Consider the following 26,291-nt stretch of genomic DNA (forward strand, 5'->3'; position numbering starts at 1 on the left):
CGGTGGGGGCTTCGGCCCCCACCGGTCACGACCTGTCGGCCGCACCAAGGATTCTTCGCTCATGAGCACACCCCGCATCGTCGTCACCGGCATCGGAGCCACCTCGCCCATCGGCGGAACGGCACCCGAGAGCTGGTCCGCCCTGCTCGCCGGAACCTCCGGCGCCCGTTCCCTCGAGCACGAGTGGGTCGAGCAGTACAACCTGCCCGTCACCTTCGCCGCCGAGGCGCTCGTGCGTCCCGAGACCGTGCTCGAGCGACCCGTCGCCAAGCGGCTCGACCCCTCGTCGCAGCTCGCCATGGTCGCGGCCAAAGAAGCGTGGGAAGACGCCGGCGCCCCCGACATCGACCCGGACCGCCTCGGCGTCGACTTCGCCACGGGCATCGGCGGCGTCTGGACCCTCCTCGACGCGTGGGACACCCTGCGCGAGAAGGGCCCGCGTCGGGTCATGCCGATGACGGTTCCCATGCTCATGCCGAACGCGGCCGCCGGTAACCTCTCGCTGCACTTCAACGCCCGCGCCTTCGCGCGCACCGTGGCATCGGCGTGCGCCTCGAGCACCGAGTCGATCGTCAACGCGGTGCAGCACATCCGCGACGGCCTCGCCGACGTCGTCATCGCGGGTGGAACCGAATCGGCCATTCACCCGATCACGATCGCCTCGTTCGCGTCGATGCAGGCGCTGTCGAAGCGCAACGACTCGCCCGAGACCGCTTCGCGTCCGGCCAGCATCGACCGCGACGGCTTCGTCATGGGCGAGGGCGCCGGCGTGCTGATCCTCGAGACCGAGGAGCACGCCAAGGCCCGCGGCGCCAAGATCTACGCGTCGATCATGGGCGGTGGCGTCACCGCCGACTCGTACCACATCACCGCGAACGACCCCGAGGGTCATGGCGCCGCTCGCGCCGTGCACATGGCGCTCGAGATGGCGGGCGCGTCGGTCGACGACGTCACGCACATCAACGCGCACGCCACCTCGACGCCGGTCGGCGACCCGAACGAGTACAAGGCGCTGCGCGCCGTCTTCGGCGGTCGGGTCGACGATATCCCCGTCTCGGCCACGAAGGCGTCCACCGGCCACCTTCTGGGCGGCACCGGAGCCCTCGAGGCGATCTTCACGGTTCTCGCTCTGCAGAACCGCGTCGCGCCCCCCACGATCAACCTGACCGAGCAGGACCCCGAGGTTCCGTTCGCGCTCTCGGGCTCGCCCGTCGAGCTCGGCGCGGGAGACCAGCTCGCGATCAGCAACTCCTTCGGCTTCGGCGGGCACAACGCCGTCGTCGCCATCGCCTCGGTCTGAGCGCGTTCCCCGTCACGACGAGAGCCCCCTGGCATCCCCCCGACTGCGATCGGGGATGCCAGGGGGCTCTCGTCTCGTCAAGCGAGGGATACGCGGTCCCGGTGCCGGGTGTGTTCACCGACCTCCGGTAGTGGCGCCTCCCCCACTCGACGGGCTCATCCGACCTTATGCAGCCACACGATCTGCTGGTCGTCTCCGGCGTGGCGGAAGGGCTCGAGCTCCTCGTCCCAGGCCGAGCCCAGGGCGACGTCGAGTTCGCGCTGCAGCTCGAAGGGGTCGCCGGCCGCGACCTCCATCGCGTAGCGCACGCGATCCTCGGCGATGACGACGTTGCCGGCCGAATCGGTTTGAGCGAAGTGGATGCCGAGACCCGGCGTGTGCATCCAGCGTCCGCCGTCGCTGCGCGGCGTGGGATCCTCGCTCACCTCGAAGCGCAGGTGTTCCCACCCCCGGATGGCGCTCGCGAGTGCTGCGCCGGAACCGACGGGGCCCTCCCAGTAGAACTCCGCGCGACGGCTGCCCGTCAACACGGGCTGTTCGGCCCAGTCGAAGTTGACGGCGCGGCCGAGAGCGCGTCCGACCGCCCACTCGAGGTGGGGGCACAGCGCGCGGGGCGCGGAGTGGATCAGGATCACTCCGCGCGAAGACGTGATCGCCATGGTTTCTCCTTCGTCAGGTACGTCTTCCCCTACGACCTGTGATGGAGTGCCGGCGATTGTTCGGTTGTCCGGCCATTATCGCCCGTGCATAACGAAATCACAACACTGTGATTCCTCCGCGCGTCCCGCGGGGCGGCCGCGCGATCGGCCCAGCGGGTGTCAGCCGAACCACAGCGCCCAGTAGAGCGCGAAGTTGCGGTTGCCATACGCCGAGCAGGCGTCGCCCGTCCCCCATCGCGCGGCGAGGGCCGCCGGGTTCGGCTGATACGGCGTGTAGTTGTACAGCGCCGCGGTGGCCGCGTTCGCGATCGTCACGTCTGAACCCCCACACGAGGGATCCGGTGAATAGGCGAGGTAGTGCGTTCCCGGCTGCCGCATGAAGTCCGAGGCGCTGTACGACTTCAGATCGGTGGCGGCCTGGGCGACCTGGGCGCCGAACCCGGCGGCACCGGCGTCGCACGGGGCGGTGTCGGGGCATCTCGCCCCCATCGCCGCACCGAGCTGCTCAGGTGACGGGGCGCGCGCCGTTCGGCCGGACACGAGGCTCTGCTCCTTCTGGAGGGTAACGAGCAGCACCTTGGCCGAGATCCCGCACGCGCGTTGCAGGCGATCGATGATCTGGGCGGCGGTGAGTTCTCCCCCGTCGTAGCCCTCGCAGATCGTGCGGCCCGTGGCATCCGACACGATCGGTCCCCGCGCGGGCAGGTCAGACCGCAGAACCGAGAGACAGGAGTCGTTGCGGCACTCCCCCACCTCGTCGTCGAGGAAGGACTGGATCTGGTCGGCCGTCATGGCGTCGCCGTCGTAGAACTGCTCGTCGTCGATGAGATGGCCGGGATCGAACGAGGTGAGGTCGATGGCCTCGCGCCGTGCCTCGTTGTTCCACGCGGCGGTGAGGGAGACGAGGGGGATGACCGCCAGAGCGATCAGGCCCACGAGGATCACGGCGACCGCAGCGAACGTCATGCGTCGTCGCCGGATCAGCCGTTGCCGGGGCGTCCGCCGTCGGCGCGTCCGAGTACTCGCCACCGAACGATCGTGCCCCACCGCGCTGACCGCTCGCTGCACGCGCAGGGCGGGGCGCGGCGGTCAGCGCGGGGCGCTGCTCAACTGCCCGGCGTTGCGGGAGGAGTCGGAGCGGTGCCATCGGCCGGAGGCGCGGGAGGCGTGAGCTTCTGCCCGTCGGCGGGAGGGGTGGGCGCCGTGCCGTCGGCGGGCGGTGCGGGCTTGGCAGCGTCGCCCTTCGGGGCGCCGGGCCCACCGGGGCCGGTAGGTCCGCACGCGCCGGGTTCCTTGCCGTCGGCGGGTGCCGCCGGAGCGGTTGCGTCCGCGGGAGGCGTCGGAGCCGTGCCGTCGGCCGGGGTCGTGGGCGAGGCCCCCGGGGTCGGGGTGGTACCGGGGGTGCTACCCGGTCCGGTGGATCCGCCGTCGGCGCTGGGCGCCGAGGTCGACGAGGCGGCGAGGGACCCCGCGCCGTTGCTCTGCGCCGCGAGGGCGGCGGTTCCGCCGGTGAGGCCGGCGGCCACGATCACGGCGCCAGCGATCAGCGCCGGTCCGCGCCACGAGCGGCGGCGGGGTTCGGGGGTCTCGTGCTGTCGTGGCAGCGGCAGCGTGGGGTTGTCGTCGTTCATGATTCTCTTCCCGTCCGGTGTCGGTCACCGGCTCTGAGACCAGACTTCGAGCCGGGACTGAAGCGAACCTGAAGCCCGCGCACCCGCCTGCTTCGCATAGGTAAGCCATAACCGGCGTTCAGCCCGCGTCCGTATCGTCGCCCGGATGTCCTTCGCTGCCCGCGTGCTCGTCCTCGACGACGACGAGACGATCCGCATCGCCGTCACCACGGCCCTGCGCGCCGACGGTTTCCTCACCGAGGCGGCGCCCGACGGGACCGATCTCAGCGACCGTCTCGCCTCGTTCCGCCCCGACCTCGTGATCATCGACTGGATGATGCCCGGGCCGAGTGGCATCCGTCTGCTTCCGCTCGTGAGAGCCGCCTGTGACACGGCGGTGATCATGCTGACCGCTCGGGACGAGGTCGACGATCGCCTGCGCGGGTTCGCGGAAGGGGCCGACGACTACGTCGTCAAGCCGTTCACGATGGCCGAGCTCGTCGCGCGCAGCGGCGCGGTCCTCCGCCGTCGCGGGCGGTTGCCGCAGACCGTGTCGGTGGGCGATCTCGTCGTCGATCCCGACGCGGCGACGGCGCATCGCGGCGGGGTGTCGCTCGAGCTGACGGCCACCGAGTTCCGGCTGCTGCAGCTTCTCGCCGAGAGCCGCGGACGCACGCTCTCGAAAGCGCAGATCCTCACGCAAGTGTGGGGCTACGAGGACTACGACCCCAATCTCGTCGAGGTGCACCTGAGCGCCCTCCGGCGCAAGATGGAGCAGCGCGGCCCCCGGCTGATCCACACCGTCCGCGGGCTCGGCTATCGCTTGAGCGAGGAACGATGAGCATCTCTCCCCCGCTCAGATCGGGGTCGCTGCGTCGCCGCACGATCGTCGCGGTGGTCGCCCTGGTCGCGCTCCTGCTCGTCGTGCTCGCGATCGTCGTCGACGTGGCGCTGGGTGCGCGCCTGCGCGGTCAGATCGAAGACCGTCTTCGCGATCGCGCCGCCGCGGCGGCATCCCTCGTGGGCACCGTCGACGACTCCGACCTCGCCGAGCGACTGTCCGACCAGGGACTCGCCGTGCGCATCGACGGCGCGAGCGGGGACTCCGTCGTCGCCGGACCCAGCCCCGAGCAGTTGCGCGACGGCCCTCCGGGCGGCCCCGGCGGTCCAGGCGGAGGGCCGGGTGCCCGGTCCACTCCGCAGCCCACCGGCTCGAGCGACGTCAGCGTCGTCGCCTCGGAGGTGACGGGAGACAGCGACCTGGTCACGCTCCGCTCGACCCTCAGCGACGGCTCGACGTTGACGCTGACGGCATCGGCGGCGGGGATCGACGACACGCTCGTGCAGGTGCGGTGGATCATGGCCCTGTCGTCCATCGGGGTTCTCGTTCTCGCCGCGGGGGCAGTCACCCTGGTGGTGCGCCGGAGCCTGCGCCCCCTCGACCAGGTGTCGCGGGTGGCGCGCGCCATCGGTTCCGGAGAGCGCGAGAGGCGCCTGCACCCCACGCGACCCGACACCGAGATCGGGCGCGTCGCGGCCGCCCTCGACGACATGCTCGACGACGTCGTGGGGGCCGAGCAGGCGGCCGTCGACGCGGAGCAGCGGCTGCGTGCCTTCCTTTCCGACGCCGCGCACGAACTGCGCACGCCGGTCGCCGGCATCCGTGCCGCCGCCGACACCCTCGTCCGCGCCGACCTCGCCGGACCCGAACGCGAGGTGCTCGCCGCGCACGTCGCCCGCGAGGCCGCGCGTGCGTCGCGTCTCGTCGACGACCTGCTCACCATGGCGCGCGTCGACCGCGGCCTCGAGCTCTCGCGTACCGACCTCGATCTGCGTTCCCTCGTCACCGCAGAGGCGGAGCGCGTTCCTCTCGTGCACCCCTCGTTGCGCATCCGGACGGAGATCCCGGATGCCACGGTTCCCGTCCACGCGGACCCCGACCGCGTCGCGCAGGTGCTCTCGAATCTCATCGAGAACGCCGCTCGTGCCACGGATCGCACCGGACGGGTCACGATCGCCGTCGAACGGCGGGGGTCCACCGCGGTCGTGGCCGTCACCGATGACGGGCCGGGCGTGCCACCGGCGGACCGCGAGCGCATCTTCGAGCGTCTCGTCCGCCTCGACGATGCGCGCGCGGCCTTCGGAGGGGTGGGCCTGGGGCTGCCGATCGCGCGCGGCATCGCGCGGGCGCACGGCGGCGACGTGCGATGCGTCGACAGCGATCGCGGTGCGCGCTTCGAGGTCACCCTGCCGCTCGAGCAGCGAGCAGCAGGGTGACTCCGGAACTCAGGCCGAGCGACCGCCCACCGGCTGCCGCGGCGGCGCCGTGGTCGCCGGCGCGATTCCCGCGGCGGTGAGCGTGAGCCCGTCGGCGCCACTGGCGTCGTGCATCATCTGGTCGACCAGGGCGCGGTCGATCGCCGGCTCCCGGCCACCGTAGAACTGCAGGACCAGCGCGTTCGAGGCGTGGATCCAGAGGCTGGCCTGGCGCACGCCTTCGTTGACGGGCAGTTGCAGCATGAAGCCCTCGTTGCGCCGGAGCTTGTTCATCACGACGATGCGGAGGTGGGCGAGGATGCGGTCGTCGATGTCGAACGACGCGCGGTCACGATAGATGAGACGTCCCATCACAGGTCCTTTTCTGGCTCGACGAATCGAACCGTGTTTCGTGGGGACCGCGCTGGGGCGCAGCAATGGGGGCCTCTTCATTGTGCCACCCGGCCCCGCCTCGGGGGCAGTTTCCGGGAGGACGTGCACGGGCGTTCAGGTGCGGGGAGCCTGCTCGGCATCCGCTCCGACCGAGTCGACGACGCCGAAGGCCGAGCGCGAGAGGAACGAGACGATGTCGACCGCGGGCATCTCGGTGCCGAGGGCAAGTTCGACGAGAACCTCTTCGGCGAAGTTCACCCAGGAACGCAGCGCGACGCGCAACAGGGGCGAGTCCTCGGCGCCGAGCTCGAGGAACCCGTCGGTGACCCATCCGGCGGTCACGTCGCGCGCGCGATCCACCTCGTGCCGCACCTCGGTGTCGCCCGACGCGACGCCGCGCACGAGCGAGAAGAACGTGCCGCGGTGCTCGCGGACGAAGCTCACGATGCGCGCCAGCGTGTCGTCGAGCCGCTCCCGGGCAGCGAGATCCTCACACGGGACGGATGCCGCGAGCAGTGCCGCCGCGGCGGTGCCCACCACCTCGCGATGGAGTCCTTGACGTGATCCGAAGTAGTGGAAGAGCAGGCCCCGCGAGACCCCGACGCGCTCGGACAGCACCTCCATCGTGAGGTCGTCGAGCGGCTTCTCGACGAGGAACGCCACGCCCGAGGCGACGAGCTGGGCGCGCCGCTGATCGGGAGTGAGGCGCGTTCGCCGGTCGCTCGACATGAGGAGACTCTAACGAAGCGATGCGCCCGCGATCTATTGACACTCTGTCAATGAGGCGTAGCCTGAGGTCGCTCGGCGCCGTCGCCGGGCCCGCTTCCGCAGGAGGATCGATGAAGTTCCGTGACCTGACCCGCTCCCGTACCGGCCGTGTGGCCCTCGCCACCGTCCCCGTCGCCGCCGTGGCGAGCCTTCTTCTCACCGGTGTCGCCCAGGGCGCCGTGCCCGTGTCGTTCTCCGTCTCGGGCAGCCAATTCCAGATCAGTGCTTCGCAGCTCGAGGGCACCGGCTTCTCGCAGTACGCCGGCGTCACCAACGACACCGCCGGCGGGGAGCACAACGTCGCCATCGCGAACATCACGTCGGCGACGCTCGCCGACCTCTGCCAATCGGTCGTCAGCGAGACCCCGCTCGGCAAGGTCGGCGTCCTCATCACCGCGGGCGGCGGGGGCTCCCCCGCGTCGGCCTCCGACCTGCAGATCGGCATGACGGGCCTGCAGGGCGATTCCTCGTTCGGCAACATCCGCATCGGCGTGGACGCCTCGACCGTCAACACGTCCGCGAAGGGCACCGCGGGTGACTTCGCGCAGGATGCCGACACCATCTCGATCGCGAACCTCAAGCAGACCGCGTGGAGCACGCAGGCGTCGGTCTTCACTCTCACCGGCATGAAGCTCGAGCTGACCGACGGCTCGAAGACGTGCTTCTGATCGGCGCCGCCATGACCTCCCCCGACCTCACCGCGCGGGCGCGCTTTCGCGCATGGCGCCGCCGTCGCCCCCTCGTGGGCGGACTGCTCGTCGCTCTCGGCGGCATCGAGATGTTCTTCTCGGGCCAACTCGACATCGGTCAGCTGCACATCCAGCTCGGAATCGAAGGCCTCCAGGCGACGGTGATCCCCCTCGTCCTGGTGCTCCTCGGCATCCTGCTCATCTCGATGCCCGCGCACCGGATCTTCTACGGGGTCATCGCCCTCGCCGTGGCCGTCTATTCGCTCGTCGGGGTGAACCTCGGAGGTTTCCTGCTCGGGATGCTGTTGAGCACGGTGGGTGGCATCATCGCGGTGTCGTGGGCGCCGCCCCGCTCACAGGACGATCCGGCGCCGACGGCCGAGGAGGCGGAGAGCGCGATCACGGGAGCCGGGCGATGAAGCGCGCGCGAGCGGCGGCAGCGCTGACCGCGGCGATGCTCCTGCTGGGCGGTGCGACAGGCGCCGGAGCCGCGTGGGCGGACGACGGCACGCGGCCGGCGCGACTGTGCATCCCGATCCTGCTCCCGTGCAGCGACCCGTCTCCGTCGCCCACGCCCAGCCCCACACCCACGGCGGGATCCGTTCTGCCGACGCTGCCGGGCGTCCCGGTGGTCCCGGCGCCGGATCCGACGCCCGCCACCCCGACGTCGCCGGCGCCCACCCCGCCTCCGCAGGACTCCACCACCCCGCCTGCGCAGGCCGCCGTGGTCGATGAGAACTCACCGGTCTTCACGCAACCGTCGGCCCAGTTGGGCGCCCAGTCCCTGTCGTTCCGGGGGATCCCTCTCGTCAGCGTGGTCACCGTGCCGCTCGCCGACGGCACGCGCATCACCGTGCTGAAGATGACGGCCGATGAGATCACCATCGACGGGTTCGCCCTCACCGTGCGGCGGGCGACGGGTCCCGCCCTCGTCACGACAGCCGACCGCATGACGCTGTCGGGGCACGTCTCGGTCTACCTGAACTCGCTGTCAGCGACCACCGCCGACGGCAAGACCCTCACCCTCGGGGCCGACACTCCCCCACCAGCCGACGGGATCGCACCGGGGCTCGCGCGCGTGACCCTCGGCCTGGTCGGCACCACGGCCGACTCGATCGTGTACACGAACACCGATCAGAAGATCACGCAACCGGGGTGAGCGCACGGTCGGGGTGAATCCCCAGCCTGGGCGGAATCGCGCTGGATACAGTCGAGGGGATCAGTGATCACCGACCCACGAGAGAGAAAACCCGTGAGCCATCACCGCACCTCCACCGACCAGGAGGGCCGATCTTCGAGCCCCCTCTTCTCGAGAGGGGGTGAGATCTGATGCTGGCTGCGGCCCTGACACTGCTGTTGGGGATCATCGTGACTCTGGCGATCATCGCGGCCTGCGGATTCTTCGTCGCGCAGGAGTTCGCCTACATGTCGGTCGATCGCTCGCGCATGGCGGCGAAGGCCGAGAAGGGCGACGCGCAGGCCAAGCGGGTGCTGGCGATCACCAAGCGGACGTCGTTCATGCTGTCGGGCGCCCAACTGGGAATCACCGTGACGGGCCTCCTGATCGGATACGTCGCCGAACCGCTGATCGGTGAGTCGCTGGGGACCCTCCTCGGCGGCGTCGGCATCGACCCGACCGTCTCGGTGCTGATCGGCACCATCGGCGCGTTGCTGCTGGCGACCATCGTCACGATGATCTTCGGCGAGCTGTACCCGAAGAATCTCGCGATCGCGAGTCCCGAGCCCCTCGCCCGTGCTCTCGCTGTTCCGACACGGATCTACCTGCTGCTGTTCGGGTGGCTCATCACCGTGTTCGACGTGGCGGCGAACGCGTTGTTGCGACTGCTGCGGATCGAGCCCCTCGAGGACGTCGACGAAAGCGCCACCGCGCGAGACCTCGAGGCGATCATCGAGGAGTCGCGCGTGAGCGGAGACCTCCCCGACGATCTGTCGATGATCATCGACCGCATCCTGGACTTCCCGCAGCGCGATGTGGAACACGCGATGATCCCCCGGTCGCAGATCGACTCGGTCACCCCGGACACGACGGTCGTCGAGGTCCGCGCGCTCATGGCCACCGGCCATACCCGCTACCCCGTGATCGGTGACGAGGACTCCCCCGTCGGTGTCGTCGAACTGATCGACGTGCTGCGCGAGCGGCCCGCGGACGATGCGCCCGTCGCATCCGTCATGCGCGCCGCCGTCGTCATCCCGACCTCGATGCTCCTGCCTGTCGCCCTCGACCGCATGCGTCGCTCGCGCAACGAGCTCGCGTGCGTGGTCGACGAGTACGGCAACTTCGACGGCATCCTGACGATCGAAGACCTGACCGAGGAGGTCATCGGCGAGCTGTCCGACGAGCACGACGTGGAGGTCGCCGAGGTCTCTGCGGACGGAGACGACGCCTGGACGGTGCCCGGCGATCTGCACCTCGACGAGCTCGAGCGCCTGATCGGGTACGACCTCGCCGAGAGCGACGTCGAAACCGTCGCGGGTCTCGTCATCGAGACCCACGGTGACCTGCCCGCCATCGGCAGTGTCGTGCGCGTCGACCTTCCCGAGCGTGCGTCCGAGACCGTGCAGGGCCTCGACATCGAGCGCTGGCTCGCCATCGAGGTCGTCGAGGTCGATCGGCACGTGCCGTCCCAGCTGGCTGTGCATCTGCACGAGGTGGACCGGGATGCCGAGCCTGCCGACGGGGTCTCGACGATCGACGAGGAGGTGGCCCGATGAACGGCTGGACCGTCGCCCTGATCACCACGGCGCTCATCATCGCGAGCGCGTTCTTCGTCATCGTGGAGTTCGCTCTGCTTGCCGCGCGCCGCCACCGGCTCGAGGAGCAGGCCGCTACGAGCGCCTCGGCGCGTGCGGCCCTGCGCGGTGTGAACGAGCTCACCGTCATGCTGGCGTTCGCTCAGCTCGGCATCACCGCGTGCACCTTCCTGCTCGGCGCCATCACCAAGCCCGCGATCGACTACGCGCTCGCTCCCGTGTTCGAGGCGTGGGGTCTGCCCTACGTGCTCGCCGACATCATCGCGTTCATGCTCGCCCTGATCGTGGTGACGTTCCTGCACCTCGTGATCGGCGAGATGGCCCCGAAGTCCTGGGCGATCGCTCATCCCGAGACGGCGGCGAAGGCCACCGGCATCCTGGCTCGTGCCCTCACCTGGCCGCTGCGACCGTTCCTGCTGTGGATCAACCACATCGCGAACCGGCTCGTGAAGGCGTCGGGTGTCGAGCCCGTCGAAAAGGCAGCGGCCGGCGGGCAAGACGCCGACACGATCCGCGAGCTCGTCGCGCATTCGCGCCAGGCGGGCACGCTCGAAAAGCAGTACTCGGAGCCGATCGCTCAGGCGATCGCCCTGGGCACGCTCACGGTGGGAGACATCGTGCGAACGGATCGTTCCCCGACGTCGGTGCCGAGGGATGCCACGGTCGCCGAGATCCAGGCTGTCGCCGCCTCGTCGACGCACCTGCGCATCCTCGTGGGCTTGGGCGCGGACTCTCGCGTTGCGCACGTGCGTGACACGTTGACCGTCGACCCCGACACCCCGGCGCTCGAGATCGCGCGCGAACCGCTCGTGCTCGAGCCGAGTGCCTCGGCCTACGACGCGCTCGCTCGCATGCGTCGCGGACGCGTGCAGTTGGCCACCGTGGTGGCGGGCGAGCAGTTGCTCGGTGTCGTGACTCTCGACGACCTGCTGCGCGAGATTCTGCCGGGCCCGGGCGAGCTGGCCGCGGCACAGGGTGGGTCTGCCGCCTGACCTGATCTCGCGATGAACGCCTGCCGCGTTCGGGAGCGCTCCTCGCGAGCGTGCCTCGATGCGGCAGGCGTTCGTCACGGGTGAGCAGTCGCGCGGCGGGTTCGAGTGTCAAGCCATCGAACGGGCCAAGGAGCGCGGCGTACCGTCGCTCGCGTTCACCCCCACATCTCTTCGGAGGACACCCATGAGCAAGACCTGGTTCATCACCGGCGCGTCGAAGGGCTTCGGCCGCGAGTGGGCCGAGGCGGCCCTCGAACGCGGCGACAACGTCGCCGGCACAGCCCGCAACGTCGACGACGTCTCGGAGCTCGTCGAGAACTACCCCGACACGTTCCTTCCCCTCAGCCTCGACGTGACCGACCGCTCGGCCGACTTCAACGCCGTCGCGAAGGCGCACGAGAAGTTCGGACGACTCGATGTGGTCGTCAACAACGCCGGCTACGGGCATTTCGGCATGGTCGAAGAACTCACTGAGGACGAGGTCCGCGCCCAGCTCGAGACCAACTTCTTCGGGGCGCTCTGGGTGACGCAGGCAGCTCTTCCGATCCTGCGCGCGCAGGGCTCGGGCCACATCATCCAGGTGTCGAGCATCGGCGGGATCAGCGCCTTCCCCACGGTCGGTGCCTACCACGCGTCGAAGTGGGCCCTGGAGGGCCTGTCGCAGTCGCTCGCGCAGGAGGTCGCCGGGTTCGGCATCCACGTCACTCTCATCGAGCCCGGCGGGTACTCGACCGATTGGTCGGGCCCTTCGGCGCAGCGCAGCGACGAGATCGAGGCCTACGCCGACGTGCGCGAGCAGGCGGCGAAGCGCCCCTCCGCCGCCGACCCCGGCAAGCCTGAGGCCACTCGCGCGGCGATCTTGAAGGTGGTGGATGCCGCGACCCCGCCGTTGCGCATCTTCTTCGGCAAGGCGCCCCTCGGCATCGCCGAACGCGACTACGAGTCGCGCTTGCAAACGTGGCGCGAGTGGCAGCCCGTGTCGGAGGAGGCGCACGGCTCGTAGCCGCGCGGCGTCGATCTCGGAGGTTGTTCCGGGGCGCGGACCGTGCACGGGGTCGCTTTTCGATAGACCCGGTGCATGGATCGCGCCCCGTTTGTCGTCGGCTTCCGAGAAGGAGCCGGCGCCAGGCGCGCGGCTCATCGCAGGTACGAGTCCACGAGCAGAGATCCCCGGATGCCGCGGAATGCCTCGACCAGCCGGTCCAGTGCGGCCGGATTCCAGGCCGCGAGCTGGAGGTCGTGCGGGCCGAGAGGTTCGAGCTTCCCGGTTCGCAACCGCACCACTTCCCATCCGGCTGTGCGCAGAGCCCTGTCCTTCCGGCGGTCGGCCGCCTCACGCTTTCCCACGTGTTCGAGGCCGTGACGGCCGATCGAGTCGTATTCGAGAGCGATGCGCAGCTCGGGAAACACGATGTCGGGCCACACCTCAAGGTGGTGGAAGAACGGTTTGGCAATCCGAATGGCGTTGGATCCGTCGCTCAGCAGGAGGCGTTGCCGCAGGTCGGCGCGAACGCGGCCCTCCACGGCCGAGGCGGGCTGCGGCGCGCACGGTGAGAGGAAGGCCGCGCCGACGGGGACGTCCGGGGTCTTCTGACAGATCGGGGTGCGTGTGGCACCTCGGCGGGGCCGAAGTACCGCGTTCCCGGCGACCGGCGGCGCCGAGACCGATTCGCGCATGGGCAGGGCGATCGCGCGTTTCGGGTTGGCCTGCTCGCTGCACTCCGGGCACCAGCCGCTGCGACGGCGCTCCCTCCCGGGGCGCTGTCGCTGCTCTTCGGGCGTGGCCGCGAAACGGTGACCTGAATCGCACTGCCAGAGCAGGAGGACGTCAGCGGCCGGCGGCACCTGACTGAGTGCGATCCCCGCGTTCAGATCGGGGTGGTACTGACGGATGAGCGCCGGAAAGGCGGCCCACGAGTCTCGGTACGCGCCGACGGCGTAGGGCACCTCCCGCCCCTTCGACCACTGTCGCCGGGCCCACCATGCCTGCACTCTCTCCGCCACGCCAGCGACCGTAGACGGCACCTCCGACATCGGCATCCGTTGGGCTTTCGGAGACGCGTCCTGCCACTAGGGTCGGGGGCATGACGATGCCCGCCGTGTCGCCGCACCAGCCGCCGTTCGCTCCTCCGTCGCCGCCGCGGGCTGACCCCAGCACCAACGGCACCGCGATCGCCTCGGTGATCGTGGGACCGATCGCACTCTTCAACTCGGCCTTCGTACCGCTGCCTTTCATCGGCTTCGTCGCCGTGTTCGCCGCGTTCCCTCTCGCCGTGGCGACGATCATTCTCGGGCACTTCGGACTGCGCGCCGCCCAGCGTTACGGAGTCGGTCGCGTAATGGCTGTCGTCGGACTCGTCGTTGGTTACCTCGCGATCGGAATCATTCTCGCGACGGCGACCCTGTTCTTCTCGCAGTTCCTGTTCATCCGGACGCCGATCGCGAGCTGAGCTGCCCGCCGCATGCAAATGACCCCCGACCAGGCGGAGCCGTTCGAGGGTCTCGCGGAGAGCGGGTGCGAGGTTACCCACGGTCGTAGAGTTTCGAGCCCGCTGCCCGACCGGCGTGGCCGCCTCATCCGTGGGTGAAGACGCTCCACGCGCGGAGGGCCAGCCGCGACACCGCCTCGACGGGACCCGGCTTCGACGGTGGGGCCTCGGCATCCCTCCGATGCACATTGCCAGCGTGGCTCGCTAGAGCCTGAGCGCGAGGGCGTTCGCGGTCAAGCCCGCGGCGGTGCCACACAGGACGACGGTGTCTCCGGGGCCGATCCGCCCCTCGTCGAGACTGGTCGCCAGCATGAACGGCACCGACGACGACACCATGTTCCCGAACTCGGCGACGCGGTCGATGTACGCGTCCCTCGGGATGCCGATCCGACGCATCGCGATGCTGAGGGCCCTGCTCGCCTGATGCGGCACGACCAGGTCGATCTCGTCGAGACGGAGGTTCACTCGTTCGAAGAACCGGGCGAAGAAATCCGGCAGCATAGCCAACATGCCGAGGAGTGCCCGCCGCCCGTCCATGGCGAACACGTAGTCGGAGGGGTCGCCGTCGGCGTAGGACTGGGCCGGGTGCAGCGACAACCCGCCGCGAAGCTCCGTGTCGTGCGCGTGCTCGGGCCACGTCTGCTGCAGGCTACCGAGCACTCCGGGCGCAGCGGCATCGCTCTCTCCGTCAACTCCACGCGTCAGCACGACAGCGGCGGCCGCATCGGAGAAGAGCTCGAAGCTCTCTCGCTGGCCGGCGTCGAGGAAGCGGGTCCCGACGTCGCCCGACACGATGAGCACCCGCTCGTAGTCGCCGGCGGCGAGGTACCGCGACGCGATGTCCACCGCCGTGATGAAGCTCGTGCAGGTCGAATTGACATCGAAGGCGGCGGCGCCGGCGTGAGGGGCGACGCGCTCCATCACGAGCGCCGCCGTGCAGGGGATCGGCTGCACGCCCGCCGCACAGGCCGCGATGATGCAGTCGATGTCGTCAGCACGAAGCCCGGCTCGTCGGAGGGCGTCCTCGGCTGCCGCGGCGAGCATGTCGAGCTGCGACATGCCATCGGGGATGCGGTGACGTTTCTGTTCTCCGAACGTGACCACCCGATCCGGGAGGTACGTTCCCCATCCCGCCAGCCGGCACGGCCGAAGCTGAGGGCTCCGTCCGGTAGGTCGATGTTGCGGCATCCCTGTCCTCCTCATGGTCACAGCAGGTTCTGCCCGGTCGGATGGTGATCATGGCTGAAGAGGAGACGCAGGCCGTCTTGCTCCGCTGACAAGAGCATCCGCGCGGTGTGGCGCTGCCGGGTCATGTCGTGACTGACCAGTCGCGGGAGGCGCCGGATACGGTGCTCGGCGCCGAGCAGATCGCGCCCCCAGGCGGCGTCTCCGGCGAGGAGCACCTTCTGCTCGACGAGGGCACCGAGGTGACCTCGGGCGTGACCCGGCAGATCGACGAGGAGGTAGGACCCGTCGCCGAACAGGTCCGCGGTACGCAACCCGTGCGGACCGGACGTGAACACGGGAGCGGGCAGCACCGTCGCCGCTGGGAACCACGTGGGCAGCAGTCTGCGGAGCAGCCCGTCGCGGAGTCGCGATCGCTCGAGGGTGCGACGCGCCCCGTCGCTGAGGACGAAAGCGGCGTTCGGGAAGAACCGAACGCCGCCGATGTGGTCCGGGTGCAGGTGGGAGAGGACGACGTGCGTGATCGTGGCGGGGTCGATCTGCTCGGCGATCGTGTCACCCGGTTCGACGCGAGGGGGAAGCATCCTCCGGTACGCCCATGCCCCGAGTCCGGCGCGCCACGGCTCGGGAGCGTAGCCGGTGTCGAAGAGCACGCGCCGAGCGCCCGAGCGGTACAGGAAAGCTCCGGCCGGGAAGAGACGCCACTCCCGAGCGGTACCGCGCAGCAACCGGCTCATCTCGTGGGAGGTCGCGCCGCACGCGAAGTACGTGAGCTCAGGCACGCGCGTAACTCGCGAGACTCTGGTCGAGCGACGTCTGGGGTCGATAGCCGAGCAGGTCCCGAGCGCGTGAGATGTCGAGCGTCTGCGAATGAGCGATCGTCGTCACGGTGTACCGGGTGACGGGTGGCTCGGGATGTCCGGGCAGAACTCCGCACACGGCCTCGAGCAGCGCCGCGACCCGGTATGCGGCCGCGGTCGGCACGCGCCGGTACCGCGGCTCGAGCCCGAGCCCCTCGAGCAGTTGTTCGAGCACTGAGCGGAAGGGACGAGGATCCCCGTTCGTGATGTTGAACGCCTGGCCGTGCACGCCGGGCGCCTCGGCCGCGAGCCGCACGGCCAGAGCGACGTTCTCGACAGCGGTGAGATCGACGAGGGTTCGGCCGCCGCGCATCAGAGGAATGCCGAACCGCTCGCGCACGCGGAGGATCCGGGGGACGAGGCTGGGGTCGCCGTGACCGATGATTCCGCGGGGGCGGAGGATGACGATATCCGGCGCCGACCCCTCCGCGGCCGCGCGTTGCAGAAGGGCTTCCGCCTCGAGCTTCGACCGGATGTAACCATTCATCGGGTGCCGCGGATCGACGTCGCCCTCGCGGATGCCGATCCGGTCGCGGGGGGCGGCATAGATTCCCGGGGACGAGATGTGGACGAGCCGGCGTGCTCCGGCGCGTCGCGCGAACTCCAGCGCTCGCGCGGTGCCGGTCACGTTGGCGTGCTCGAACTCGGCCCAGCGACCCCACGGCGAGGACAGCGCCGCGCAGTGCACGACCACGTCCACCGTCCGGCCGAGGTCGACCCGCGCGAGCTCGTCGAGGTCGCCGACGAAGGTCTGCCCCGCGGGCAGAGCGGCCGCGTTCCGACCCGACGCGATCACGTCGTACCCGTGGGCGCGCAAGTCGCGGACGACGTACCCGCCCAGGAACCCGCTCGCGCCGGTAACGAGCGCCGTTTCCCCGCGGGGCGCGACGCCGGGAGTGCCGCCCTCTGTTGCCCGTTCCCTCATCCGGCAGAGTCTAGAGCCGCCGGTCCCTATGCTTCGGGATATGCGCATCGCCTTGGTGACGGACTACTACCTGCCCACGCTCGGCGGCGTGCAGACCGCGGTCAAGTCGCTCCGCGAAGCGGTTACCCGAGCCGGGCACGAGGTGGCGGTGTTCTGCCCCCTGGCTCAGCCGAGTGCTGATCCGTCGATCGTCGCGCTGTCCACCTCCCGGGCGTTTCGTCCCGACGGCTATCCGTTCACCTGGCCACCGCGTGACGCAGCGGCGCTGATGCGTCGAGAGTTCATCGAGCGCCGGATCGACGTGGTGCACACGCATTCCGAGATGTTCGCCACCCTCGCGGGAGTGCGTGCGGCGCGCGATCTAGGTCTCCCGATCGTTCACACCATGCACGGAAGGGTGGACGTGTACACGACGAGTGTCCTCCCTCTTCCCCGCGTCACCGTTCCCCTGCTGGCCGCCCTGCACGCCCGCCACATCAGCCACCGCGGCCTGCGCGTGCGCCCCGACTCCCCCTATACCGCCACCCCGGCGGCAAGGAGCATGTGGCGACTCATGCTCGCTCAGTCCCGCGCGAGCGACCACGTGATCGTCCCGTCGACGCATTTCGCCCGCAAGCTCACCCAGCAGGGGGTTCAGACGCCCATCTCGGTCGTGCCGAACGGGCTCGAACCGAGCGTGCTCGACCGCATCGGCGCACCACTCGAGCGTCGACTCTCCCCCGGGGAGACCCTCCGTCTCGTGTGGGTCGGGCGACTGTCGCCGGAGAAACGTCCCGCGGTGCTCGCCGACGCCGCGCGCACCTTCGCGCGCGACGTCGCGGTGGACGTCTACGGCGACGGTCTCTCGCGGCGGTCGATCGAGAGAAGGGGTACCCGGCTGGCCCTGCACGGGTCGGTTTCCCAGCAGGAGGTGCTCGATGCGATGCGGGCGAGCCACCTGCTGGTGTCGAGCTCGTACGACTTCGACAACCAGCCCATGGTGATGCTCGAGGCAGCGGCATCCGGTCTTCCCGTGCTGTTCTGCGACCCGGATCTCGGCGAGGTGGTGCCGCCGGGCGGTGGCTTCCTCACCGATACACCGGATGCCGCGGGGATCAGCGCTCTCGTGGCGAAAATCCGGAGGGAACCCCACATGATCACGGCGGCAAGCGCGGCCATGATCCGGGGACGCGCTCAGATCGAGCAACGGGTCGACCCGATCATCGCGGTCTACGAATCCGCGATGAGCACCGGCTGATCCGGCCAGGAAGCGACGGGAGCGTCGAACGGCCCTCCCGCTCGTTCCGCCGATCTTGCGAGGGTGGTGGGGGCTGCGCGGGCCCGGCGGCTGCGAGCACGGCGGCGCCGCAATGCTTGTCTGTCGTAGGGCGGGTGGGACTTGAACCCACGATCGTCGGGTTATGAGCCCGCTGCCTTCACCAGCTTGGCCACCGCCCCCAGCGACATCGAGCCTACCGGCATCCGGTTATCCACAATCCGTAGGGGGCCGTGCGTGGCCGCGAGGGCTTTCGCTATGGTGTGGGAAAAGCTGACACGAGCGGGGGCCACGTGGCGGGAAGAACGCACATCATCATGGACACCGACGTCCTGGCGGAACAGGCGTCGACACTGGGACGCGTGAGCGATTCCCTGGATGCCGCGGCTGCCGCCGCCGGCGCACCACTTCCCGGGTCGGCGTTCGGCGTCCTGGCGTCGGAAATCGTCGTGGGAGCAGCGAACGGCCTCGCGAGCAACACCGCGCAACTGCTGGCGAGCGCGCGTGAACTCGTCGCCACGATGCAGAAGGGCGTCCAGGTCGCGCGCGAATCCTTCGACGACGTCGAAGAGCAGGCCGTCGCGGTCATGCAGGAGTTCGAGTCATGAGCGGCGCTGCCGCCGTCGCTGCCCAGTTGCGCAGCGAGTCGTGGGCTGCGGGCGCATCTCGCTCTTCGGGCGGGGGTTGCGATGGCATCCCCGGTTTCGTCGGCTGGTTGATCACCTACGTGCAGCCGCTGCCCCAATGGATGGACGAGTTGCAGGGCGACCCGGGCGCCGTTGCGATGCGTTCGTCGGAATGGCGCACGGTCGAGTCGTCGGTGTCGGAGTTGACGCTCGACCTCGCGTCCGCCGCGCGCGCTCTCGACGACCTCGATGGCCGAACGGTGCGCGCCCTTCGCCAGCGGTACGAAGACGTCTCGAGGGTGTTGACGGACGTGCAGGACTGGGCGGGTGCCGCGTCGTCTGCGCTGGCCCTCGCGTCGACTCTCGTCACCGCCTGCCGCGACGCGATCTGCGGCCTGTTGAACGCCCTGGCGCGTTTGGCGGACTCGTTGACCAGCTTCACCCTGAACCCGTTCGACAAGCTCGACGCCATCCGCGAGTTCGCGGACGCGGCGTGGGACATCATCGTCTTGGCGCGGGACCTGATCGAACAGCTCCTCACGGCGCTCGGGCAGTTGGGGCGTCTGCTCGGGGAACTGGGGCCCATCGTCGGTGAGGGCTTGGTCGTCCTTCAAGATTTGCTAGGTCGCATGCTGCCCGGCATTGCCGCGTTCGTTGGGGGCCCGGTTGGGTACCTCCTCGGAACAGGGCTTGGCGACATGCTTAAAGCGGACCCGCCGGTGGGCGAGCTTGATCCGAGCGCCGCTAGTGACGATCAGGCGTACGAACAACTCATGAAGCGCGGTTCGATCTCGTCGCCCGGTGATCTCATTGAGGGCAATGGATTGATCGATCGCATCAGCGGTAAAGACCAGACAGCGGTCAGCATCTCGACGGTCCGAAGGCCTGACGGGTCTACTTACACGTTGGTCAACTTGCCCTCGACCCTCGACTGGGGGATTTTGAAGGGCATCCTTGGCGACGATCCCATGGCGGACGCGTTGAAGGACTACGCCCCACTCAACGACCTGGACAGCAACATCGCACTTGTTCTGATGGATAACCCCATCATCCGCACGCAGTATGAGCGCGCGGTGCAGAAGATGATGGAAGATGCAGGGGTACCCCCGGGGTCGGACGTAGTGTGGTCCGGGTTTAGCCAAGGGGGCATCATGGCCGGAAATCTTGGTGCCGACTCATCTTCGCCCTACAACACGATCGGGGTCGTGACGAATGGCTCCCCCACGGAGCAATACGACATTCCGAGTCATATTCCCGTACTGCAGGTTGAACACGTCTCGGACCCTGTCCCGAAGCTCGATGGGCGAGCACCTGTCGACTGGAAAGCAGGTGTCGTCAATGGTCCGCTAGGGCCGAGCGTGGCGGTCACCGGAACCGTGCCCAAGAACATCGACTGGGTTGTCTTGTCTGATCCGGACGGTTCCATCGACCCCAACAAGACGCACAACGCCGACACGTACACCTCTGACTTCAGGAATTACCTCTCAAACGGCGGGAATTTGAAAAACGACTGGACCTTCCTCAATGGCACGGTAGAAGAGGTTTACGTCGGAAAGTCTGGAGAGTAAAGATATGGACTCTAGTGTTGACGAACGGGTTGAAGCAGCGCGTGCCCGTCTAGAAGCGCAGTTCGCTGCTGCTGCTGTTGCCAGGGAACGTGCCGCTGGCGCCATGGAAGAGCTGCGGTCCGTGTCGAAGACCATTCGAAGCGAGGGTGGGGAATGCACCGTCACATCCGCTGCAGACGGAAAGATCCTAGATGTGACGCTCGCCAGCGGCTTTCGTACTGATGCCCGACTCTCATCGGTCCTCACCGAAACCATCTCCCGCGCGCAGGCAGCGGCACGGTCCGAGGCTGCGGATCGCGCGTCGACAATGTTCGGCGAATCTTTCCCGCTCGTTTCTGAGATTCGAAAGGGCTCAGATGAACGGGGTGCGGCTCAGTGAGCGGTCGAATCGACGTCCAACTCGGTTCGCTCGTGGACCACGCGCAGAACCTCGATGCGCAGGCGGCCCAACTGGAATCGGTGGCGACCCAGCTTCAGACGGCCATTGCGGCGTTGAACGCGCAGACCAGCGGTGAAGCCACGGATGCCGCAGTTTCATCGAGTACGCGGGCGATGATTGAGACCCGCGCTCGTGCAGCTCGCCTCAGTCGGAACGCGGCGACGATCCGCACTCTCGCGGACGTTTACGAATCGTGCGACCTCGCTGGCGCACGAGCTTTGGGGGAATGATGGGCGTCAACTCAGTTCGTGCGGGCTTAACCCTTCTGGCGGTGACGCTCTTGTTCGGACTGACCGCCTGCTTTGGCGGGCCCAGCGCCGGCGACAAGGAGGCGCGGCTGACAGCGGCACTCGAAGCCGCGGGCAGCGGTGTCGTGGGCGCGAAAGTGGTTACGACTCCCTCTGCCGCGGGAGGGTTGACCGTCACAGTGAAGCTCTCCTCCGATGGTTTGGAGCCGGGCGGCCGCGAGGTCGCCGCCGCGACCCTGACACGCATCCTCGCGGTCACGGCAGACAACGCTGCAGACATGAAAGTGACAAGTCTGTATCTCTACGCGGATGACGAATCCGGGAAAGACCTGTCGTTCCGAGATGCCGCGACCGAGCTGGGGCTTCAGAAGTCACTCAATGGCGATTCGCTAACGCTTGTCGCGGAGGAATGGACCTCCTACGCCGGGAAGTGACCGCGAGCCAAGGAAGATGATGCGATTACGAGCACGTGGACTGGCTGTGGTCGCGATGGCCACTACGCGGGGTCTGGCATTGAAGTCAGGTCAGAACATATCGGATGAAATCGCCCGCCGAGGCCTTCGCTTGCGCCAGGCCCCTGAAACACTTCGCGCACTGGCTGAGGCGCGTAGCGCCCGTGGCGTGCGGGCCTTGGGCTCTCGATGAACGGCGGCAAGCGCAGAGTAAGTACTGCAATTGCTGGCTTCTTCCTCGCAACTTTGCTCGGTGGTTGTTCCATCGGCGGGCCAACGGGACAGGAGCGTGCCGACGAGCTCGCCAACCAGCTCGAAAAGGGAGGCCTCGGAGTGAGTAAGGCGGATGCCATCTATCTGTCCTCGTTTTCGGGGGACCTTTCTTTGACGGTGGTGGTGGAACCCGACGCGGTGCAGCCCGGTTACACGGTTTCGGCGGAAACTTTGGCTCCGATTCTGGGCACCGTTGCGCGAAGCGCCGTAGAAATGGGCGTGCCCGCTGTTGTTATCTACACTGAAGAAGAGGGCGGGATCGACGTTTCAATAGTCGGGGCGGCGCGCGAGCTCGGCATCAGTGAGGCGATCAACGGGAATTCGCTCCACCTAACCGGAGAGCGGCTTGATTCTCTTGCTGAACAGTGATCCGCGCTCGCCCGTGTGGCGCGCACCAGTGCCGTTTTAAATGCGGCGCGTGATTAATGAACATGGCCGGCGCTGCCACGGTGGTATTTACACCGATCGCGCCGCAGGCAGCGTGTTGCGGCGCTTCGAGCATGCCGGCGCCAGAAGCCACCACAACGGATTCCCTCGACGTGTGCCGGGAGTGGTGACCAGTTCTGCATCGCTCAGGCGTGACCCGACAGTCCAGCGGGCGGTGGGTTTACGATGAACATCCGAAAACGTGGGGCGGCGCTGGCGGTGTCGAGCCTCGTTCTCGCCATCACGATCGGCGGCTGCTCCATAGGTGGACCGACCGGGCAAGAGCGTGCCGATGACCTTGCGAGGCAGCTCGAAAACGGAGGGCTCGGCGTGCACAGCGCGGAAGCCATCTACCTCTCGTCGTTCTCGGGCGACCTCACCGTGTCGGTGATCCTGGAGCCAGACGCGCTGCAGCCCGCATACTCGGTGTCTGCCAAGACTCTCGGCCCGATCCTGGGCGTTGTTGCCCGAAGCGCAGAAGACATGAGAGTCGGCGGAGTCGGTTTCTACGCGGAGGGAGAAGGGGGAATCCACATTGGGCTGGAAACGGCGGCGGAGGACCTCGGCATCGCTGAAGCCGTCAACGGCCAGTCACTCTCTCTCACCGGCGAACGACTCGAGTCTCTCGCGAATCGGTGATCTGCATCGGCCCCTCGAGGCGCCGTCGTTGGATCAAGAGGTCGCCGAGGCGGTCCAATGCGGACGATAGAGGCATCGAGACCTTCACTAACTGCCCGGGCGGTGCGGCGGATCCTCCGCGACAGGTATTCGCTGTCAACGGAGCGACCAGAAGAATGGCCTACTTCACCCGAGGCTTCGCCGGCTTTCCGTCCGCGGTGACCTGAGGGTGATGCTTGGTCAGCTGGATCACGCCCCAGGTGGCGATCGCGCCCGCGATGACGAAGCCGATGAGCGCCCACGCGGGGGCCGTCGACGCCTCGCCGAGGACGAGAAGACCGATCAACACCGCGACGATCGGGTCGATCACGGTGAGCCCCGCGATGACGAGGTCGGGCGGACCGACCGAGTACGCGGTCTGCACGAAGTACGCGCCCACTGCCACCGCGGCCAGCAGAGCGACGAGGCACAGCATCGTGAGCCACTCGAAGTTGCCGGCCTGCGCGCGGCTGATGACGACCTTCGCGAGGGTCGCGACGAAGCCGTAGATCACCCCCGCGGCCATGATGTAGAAGAGTGCCTGCGCCCGGCGACGCACGAGCACCCAGAACACGCCGAAGACGATGACCACGACGGCGAGGATGCCGAGGATGATCCACAGTTCGCGCTCGGTGACCACGTGCTCGGTGGCGAAGAACGCGGCGATCGTCACGAAGATGAAGATGCCGCCCACGCACAGGGCAATCGCGATCAGGGATTGCCGCGTCGGCTTCTGCCCCGAGACGCGGGCGTTCAACACCGTCGTGATCACGAGCGCGATCGCGCCGAGGGGCTGAACGAGGATGAGCGGCGCGACCGACAGCGCCGAGAGCTGGCACACGATCGCCAGTCCGAGCATGACGGTGCCCGCGACCCACGAGGGGCGTGTCAGCAGAGACGTGAGCTGCTTGCGCGAGAGGCCCCCGGTGGTCTTGCCCGAGAGGCGCTCGACCTTCTGCACCCCGCGGTGCTGGTACTGCGCGCCGAATGACATGAACACCGCGCCGAGGAGCGCCAGCGGGATGCCGAGGAGGATACGGGGATCGCGGAAGACACCGACGAGTTGGTCGATTCCGTCGCTGAGGGTGGCATCGAGCGGGATCACCCTCCGACGATAGCCCGCCGTCCGCTGGTTAGGCTGGTGACGTGGCCGTACTCCCAATTCGCATCATGGGTGATCCCGTGCTGCACGCTCCCGCTGCCCGTGTCGACGAGATCACCGATGAGGTGCGCACGCTCGTCGCCGACATGTTCGAGACGATGGACACCGCCCCCGGCGTGGGTCTCGCCGCCCCGCAGGTGGGAGTGGGCCTGCGCATCTTCACGTACACGTACGAGGACGACGAGGGTCGACCCTGGCGGGGCGTGGTGATCAACCCCGACTTGTGGATCCGTCCGATGGAGCCCGGCTACCCCGACCCCGAAGAAGAGAGCGAGGGATGCCTCTCGTTCCCCGGCGAACGCTTCCCGCTGCGGCGGTCGGAGGCGGCGCTGCTCACCGGCACGGATCTCGACGGTCACGCGGTCCGCATCGAGGTCACGGGCTGGCGTGCGCGCATCCTCCAGCACGAGTTCGATCACCTCGACGGCATCCTGTATGTGGATCGTCTCGACGAGGAGGACAGCCGGGTGGCGGCCAAGATCGCGAAGAAGCGCAAGTGGGGCAAGCCGGGCATCTCGTGGATGCCGGGCGTCGACGACATCGACGCGTGAACGGCGAGCCGCGGGGCGGCGCCGTCAGCTCTCGATGATGTTCGGAGCGAACCGGCAGAAGTAGTCGGTGATCGGTCCGTCGGATTCGCGGATGCCGACGCCGAACGCTTCCTGGTTGATCACCCACGACCCGAGCACGGGATGATTGCTCCCCTGCGCCCCCGGGAAGTCGGGCAGCTCGTGGTACTGCTGCCAGACGCGCTCGCGACCCGCGCCCTCACGGCGGTACTCCTGCCCGTTCGAGGTCACGCTGCCGTCACGGCGATGCACCTGGATGCCGTCGCCCTCTCGACCGAAAACGGGTTTGACGACGAAGTCGGTCATGCCGTTGGGGCCGTCGGCATAGGCCGGCAGCAGGTTCGGGTGGCCGGGGAACAATCGCCAGAGGGCGACGAGCAGGAGCTTGTTCGAGAGGAACATCTTCCACGCCGGCTCGTACCACCGGCCGAAGAGTCCGCGACCGGCGATGAGCAGGGCCCCGAACTCCTGGTCGCCGACGACGCGGTCCTCCCCCGAGACGAGGTCTTCCCACGGGTACAGCTTGAAGAGATTGCGGATCACGGGATACTGCGTGCCCGGGGTGTCGCCGGGCAGCGCCGCGATGCTCCGCGACGAGCCCCAGGGCTCCGGGACGCCGACGAACTGCCGCGCACCATGGTGCCAGCCGATCTCTTTCATCTCGATGCCGGTGTGTTCCCACCCGGCTTCGCCGGCGACGTCCCGCATGTAGGCGACGGTGTCCCAGTCTTCGCCGTAGGTGTCGGCATCCGAGTGGGCGACGAACAGTCGGCCGCCCTCCCCCTCGTTCAAAGAGCGGTGCAGCAGGGTTCGCCAGCGCTCCACCAGGGCCTCGTGCAGCCCGTTCCATTGGTCGGTGTCGGCAGGCAGCGCCCCGCTCTTGATCCGGTCCTGCAACCAGAACCACTGCGTGACCGACGCCTCGATGAGACCGGTGGGGGTGTCGCCGTTGTACTCGAGCATCTTGGCGGGTGAGCCGTCGCCGGCATAGGCGAGGTCGAAGCGGGCGTAGACGTCGGGTTCGTCCTGCTCGAGCGACCACTGCGCGAGTTCGAACGCCTTCGGGTTGAGCCCGAGATGACCGAGTGCGCCGGATGCCATGTACCGGGCCGCCTCAAGGCTCATGCGGTGCAGTTCCTCGGTCTGCTTCTCGAGCTTTTCGACCTCGGGGAGGGTGAACACGTAGGCGGCGCCGTCGTTCCAGTACTCCACCGCCGTCCCGTCGTCGTGGACGGAGTGCGAATAGATCAGGCCGGACTGCTTGATGGTGCGCTCCCAGTCGGGACGCGGGGCGAGCTCGATGCGCCGCATCAGCTGCCGTGGCTTCCGTCGGAGCCCGAGCCGCCGAAGCCGCCGCGCGAGACGCTGTCTCCGTCGCTTGAGATGCCGCGGGCAGCGGTCTTGCCCGAAGGAAGGCTGTCGGAACCACCGGTGGCCGGCTGCCCCACCGCGGGAACCGTCCGGCTGCTGGAGCCGAGCGGCAGGTAGTACCAGTGCGCACTGCCGCCGTGGTTGTTGCAATCGTCGTCGGGAAGTCGCTTCTCGGTAGAATTGTCCCGGCAGATCTGGGCGTAGTCGTCCGAGACGTTCGTCCCCTGCCCGCACCCGGTGAGGGTGGCGGCGAGGGCGGCGACGACGCCGACGGTGACGGTGCGCGACGCGCGACGACGCACGACTGGCTGCATGAGGGGACTCCTTCGGAGATGTCGATCCGGCGA

Annotated in this window: 30 protein-coding genes and 1 tRNA gene; 18 read left to right on the forward strand and 13 right to left on the reverse strand. The window is 68.5% G+C overall.

Annotation, left to right across the window (positions count from 1 at the left end; genetic code table 11):
• Positions 1-61: 61 nt before the first annotated feature.
• Entirely contained in the window at positions 62-1,300 is a 1,239-nt protein-coding gene (locus AB6V31_RS06345; RefSeq protein ID WP_369364665.1) for a beta-ketoacyl synthase, read from the forward strand.
• A 155-nt stretch (positions 1,301-1,455) separates the two neighbouring features.
• On the opposite strand, the gene AB6V31_RS06350 is transcribed toward AB6V31_RS06345, so the two are convergent.
• The 3 genes from AB6V31_RS06350 to AB6V31_RS06360 form a co-directional block, all read right to left on the reverse strand.
• A complete protein-coding gene (locus AB6V31_RS06350) occupies positions 1,456-1,959 on the reverse strand; it encodes a DUF3145 domain-containing protein (RefSeq protein ID WP_056231415.1) in 504 nt (167 codons plus the stop codon).
• A gap of 159 nt (positions 1,960-2,118) precedes the next feature.
• Complete coding sequence (locus AB6V31_RS06355) at positions 2,119-2,925, reverse strand: hypothetical protein (protein ID WP_369364666.1); 807 nt, start codon at positions 2,923-2,925, stop codon at positions 2,119-2,121.
• 140 nt (positions 2,926-3,065) lie between these two features.
• The gene (locus AB6V31_RS06360) at positions 3,066-3,590 is read right to left on the reverse strand and encodes a hypothetical protein (RefSeq protein ID WP_369364667.1); all 525 of its coding nucleotides are present in this window, start codon (positions 3,588-3,590) and stop codon (positions 3,066-3,068) included.
• A 145-nt stretch (positions 3,591-3,735) separates the two neighbouring features.
• On the opposite strand from AB6V31_RS06360, the gene AB6V31_RS06365 reads away from it, so the two are divergent.
• Both AB6V31_RS06365 and AB6V31_RS06370 read left to right on the forward strand, forming a co-directional pair.
• A complete protein-coding gene (locus AB6V31_RS06365) occupies positions 3,736-4,410 on the forward strand; it encodes a response regulator transcription factor (protein WP_369364669.1) in 675 nt (224 codons plus the stop codon).
• Positions 4,407-5,846 carry an ATP-binding protein gene (locus AB6V31_RS06370; RefSeq protein WP_369364670.1) on the forward strand — a complete coding sequence of 480 codons (1,440 nt, stop codon included), beginning with the start codon at positions 4,407-4,409 and terminating at the stop codon, positions 5,844-5,846. The genes AB6V31_RS06365 and AB6V31_RS06370 overlap by 4 nt, the downstream gene beginning before the upstream one ends.
• A 9-nt stretch (positions 5,847-5,855) precedes the next feature.
• Here AB6V31_RS06370 and AB6V31_RS06375 read toward each other — a convergent pair whose 3' ends face one another.
• Entirely contained in the window at positions 5,856-6,197 is a 342-nt protein-coding gene (locus AB6V31_RS06375) for a hypothetical protein (RefSeq protein WP_074694980.1), read from the reverse strand.
• A gap of 135 nt (positions 6,198-6,332) precedes the next feature.
• On the reverse strand, positions 6,333-6,947 hold the full coding sequence (locus tag AB6V31_RS06380) for a TetR/AcrR family transcriptional regulator (RefSeq protein ID WP_369364672.1): 615 nt from the start codon (positions 6,945-6,947) through the stop codon (positions 6,333-6,335).
• 110 nt (positions 6,948-7,057) lie between these two features.
• On the opposite strand from AB6V31_RS06380, the gene AB6V31_RS06385 reads away from it, so the two are divergent.
• From AB6V31_RS06385 to AB6V31_RS06410, 6 genes are all read left to right on the forward strand, one after another.
• Positions 7,058-7,654, forward strand: a complete 597-nt coding sequence (locus AB6V31_RS06385) for a DUF6230 family protein (protein ID WP_074694982.1) — start codon at positions 7,058-7,060, stop codon at positions 7,652-7,654.
• A gap of 11 nt (positions 7,655-7,665) precedes the next feature.
• A complete protein-coding gene (locus tag AB6V31_RS06390) occupies positions 7,666-8,094 on the forward strand; it encodes a DUF6114 domain-containing protein (RefSeq protein ID WP_256335555.1) in 429 nt (142 codons plus the stop codon).
• Complete coding sequence (locus tag AB6V31_RS06395; RefSeq protein WP_369364674.1) at positions 8,091-8,834, forward strand: hypothetical protein; 744 nt, start codon at positions 8,091-8,093, stop codon at positions 8,832-8,834. Before AB6V31_RS06390 ends, AB6V31_RS06395 begins: the two co-directional genes overlap by 4 nt.
• A 170-nt stretch (positions 8,835-9,004) precedes the next feature.
• The gene (locus AB6V31_RS06400) at positions 9,005-10,408 is read left to right on the forward strand and encodes a hemolysin family protein (protein ID WP_369364676.1); all 1,404 of its coding nucleotides are present in this window, start codon (positions 9,005-9,007) and stop codon (positions 10,406-10,408) included.
• Positions 10,405-11,439 (forward strand): CNNM domain-containing protein, encoded by a 1,035-nt coding sequence (locus tag AB6V31_RS06405; RefSeq protein WP_369364678.1) that lies wholly within the window; start codon positions 10,405-10,407, stop codon positions 11,437-11,439. Before AB6V31_RS06400 ends, AB6V31_RS06405 begins: the two co-directional genes overlap by 4 nt.
• Before the next feature lie 184 nt (positions 11,440-11,623).
• The gene (locus tag AB6V31_RS06410; RefSeq protein WP_369364679.1) at positions 11,624-12,442 is read left to right on the forward strand and encodes an SDR family oxidoreductase; all 819 of its coding nucleotides are present in this window, start codon (positions 11,624-11,626) and stop codon (positions 12,440-12,442) included.
• A gap of 134 nt (positions 12,443-12,576) precedes the next feature.
• Here the strand turns inward: AB6V31_RS06410 and AB6V31_RS06415 are convergent, their stop codons facing one another.
• Positions 12,577-13,443 carry a zinc-ribbon domain-containing protein gene (locus AB6V31_RS06415; protein WP_369364680.1) on the reverse strand — a complete coding sequence of 289 codons (867 nt, stop codon included), beginning with the start codon at positions 13,441-13,443 and terminating at the stop codon, positions 12,577-12,579.
• 80 nt (positions 13,444-13,523) lie between these two features.
• Here AB6V31_RS06415 and AB6V31_RS06420 point away from each other — a divergent pair, with 80 nt between their 5' ends.
• Positions 13,524-13,889: a hypothetical protein gene (locus tag AB6V31_RS06420; RefSeq protein ID WP_369364681.1), complete on the forward strand. Its 366-nt coding sequence runs from the start codon at positions 13,524-13,526 to the stop codon at positions 13,887-13,889.
• A gap of 243 nt (positions 13,890-14,132) precedes the next feature.
• Here AB6V31_RS06420 and AB6V31_RS06425 read toward each other — a convergent pair whose 3' ends face one another.
• From AB6V31_RS06425 to AB6V31_RS06435, 3 genes are read right to left on the reverse strand one after another with little or no spacing between them, the layout of a single operon-like run.
• A complete protein-coding gene (locus AB6V31_RS06425) occupies positions 14,133-15,131 on the reverse strand; it encodes a 3-oxoacyl-ACP synthase III family protein (RefSeq protein ID WP_369364682.1) in 999 nt (332 codons plus the stop codon).
• A gap of 2 nt (positions 15,132-15,133) precedes the next feature.
• Positions 15,134-15,895 carry an MBL fold metallo-hydrolase gene (locus tag AB6V31_RS06430; RefSeq protein ID WP_369364683.1) on the reverse strand — a complete coding sequence of 254 codons (762 nt, stop codon included), beginning with the start codon at positions 15,893-15,895 and terminating at the stop codon, positions 15,134-15,136.
• A complete protein-coding gene (locus AB6V31_RS06435; protein WP_369364685.1) occupies positions 15,888-16,898 on the reverse strand; it encodes an NAD-dependent epimerase/dehydratase family protein in 1,011 nt (336 codons plus the stop codon). The genes AB6V31_RS06430 and AB6V31_RS06435 overlap by 8 nt, the downstream gene beginning before the upstream one ends.
• Before the next feature lie 40 nt (positions 16,899-16,938).
• Between AB6V31_RS06435 and AB6V31_RS06440 the strand changes: the two genes are divergently transcribed.
• Positions 16,939-18,135 (forward strand): glycosyltransferase, encoded by a 1,197-nt coding sequence (locus AB6V31_RS06440; RefSeq protein WP_369364687.1) that lies wholly within the window; start codon positions 16,939-16,941, stop codon positions 18,133-18,135.
• A 126-nt stretch (positions 18,136-18,261) separates the two neighbouring features.
• Here the strand turns inward: AB6V31_RS06440 and AB6V31_RS06445 are convergent.
• Positions 18,262-18,335 (reverse strand) — tRNA-Ile (locus tag AB6V31_RS06445).
• Positions 18,336-18,470: 135 nt separating this feature from the next.
• Here AB6V31_RS06445 and AB6V31_RS06450 point away from each other — a divergent pair.
• The 6 genes from AB6V31_RS06450 to AB6V31_RS06475 all read left to right on the forward strand — a co-directional run bounded on the left by AB6V31_RS06450 (position 18,471) and on the right by AB6V31_RS06475 (position 22,824).
• A complete protein-coding gene (locus tag AB6V31_RS06450; protein WP_369364689.1) occupies positions 18,471-18,761 on the forward strand; it encodes a hypothetical protein in 291 nt (96 codons plus the stop codon).
• A complete protein-coding gene (locus AB6V31_RS06455; protein ID WP_369364691.1) occupies positions 18,758-20,347 on the forward strand; it encodes a hypothetical protein in 1,590 nt (529 codons plus the stop codon). Before AB6V31_RS06450 ends, AB6V31_RS06455 begins: the two co-directional genes overlap by 4 nt.
• A 4-nt stretch (positions 20,348-20,351) precedes the next feature.
• Positions 20,352-20,726: a YbaB/EbfC family nucleoid-associated protein gene (locus AB6V31_RS06460; protein ID WP_369364692.1), complete on the forward strand. Its 375-nt coding sequence runs from the start codon at positions 20,352-20,354 to the stop codon at positions 20,724-20,726.
• A gap of 331 nt (positions 20,727-21,057) precedes the next feature.
• Complete coding sequence (locus AB6V31_RS06465) at positions 21,058-21,468, forward strand: hypothetical protein (protein ID WP_369364694.1); 411 nt, start codon at positions 21,058-21,060, stop codon at positions 21,466-21,468.
• A 207-nt stretch (positions 21,469-21,675) separates the two neighbouring features.
• Positions 21,676-22,128, forward strand: a complete 453-nt coding sequence (locus AB6V31_RS06470) for a hypothetical protein (protein WP_369364695.1) — start codon at positions 21,676-21,678, stop codon at positions 22,126-22,128.
• A 243-nt stretch (positions 22,129-22,371) separates the two neighbouring features.
• Positions 22,372-22,824: a hypothetical protein gene (locus AB6V31_RS06475; RefSeq protein ID WP_369364696.1), complete on the forward strand. Its 453-nt coding sequence runs from the start codon at positions 22,372-22,374 to the stop codon at positions 22,822-22,824.
• Positions 22,825-22,984: 160 nt separating this feature from the next.
• Here the strand turns inward: AB6V31_RS06475 and AB6V31_RS06480 are convergent, their stop codons facing one another.
• Complete coding sequence (locus AB6V31_RS06480) at positions 22,985-23,947, reverse strand: DMT family transporter (RefSeq protein ID WP_174799693.1); 963 nt, start codon at positions 23,945-23,947, stop codon at positions 22,985-22,987.
• Positions 23,948-23,988: 41 nt separating this feature from the next.
• Between AB6V31_RS06480 and def the strand changes: the two genes are divergently transcribed.
• Entirely contained in the window at positions 23,989-24,555 is a 567-nt protein-coding gene (def, locus tag AB6V31_RS06485) for a peptide deformylase (protein ID WP_369364697.1), read from the forward strand.
• A 24-nt stretch (positions 24,556-24,579) separates the two neighbouring features.
• Here the strand turns inward: def and AB6V31_RS06490 are convergent, their stop codons facing one another.
• Both AB6V31_RS06490 and AB6V31_RS06495 read right to left on the reverse strand, forming a co-directional pair.
• Entirely contained in the window at positions 24,580-25,884 is a 1,305-nt protein-coding gene (locus AB6V31_RS06490) for a glutathionylspermidine synthase family protein (protein ID WP_369364699.1), read from the reverse strand.
• On the reverse strand, positions 25,884-26,258 hold the full coding sequence (locus AB6V31_RS06495) for a tRNA-dihydrouridine synthase (RefSeq protein ID WP_074694999.1): 375 nt from the start codon (positions 26,256-26,258) through the stop codon (positions 25,884-25,886). Before AB6V31_RS06495 ends, AB6V31_RS06490 begins: the two co-directional genes overlap by 1 nt.
• Positions 26,259-26,291: the final 33 nt, after the last annotated feature.

Source organism: Microbacterium sp. 16-032, assembly GCF_041079455.1.
Classification (GTDB): domain Bacteria; phylum Actinomycetota; class Actinomycetes; order Actinomycetales; family Microbacteriaceae; genus Microbacterium; species Microbacterium testaceum_A.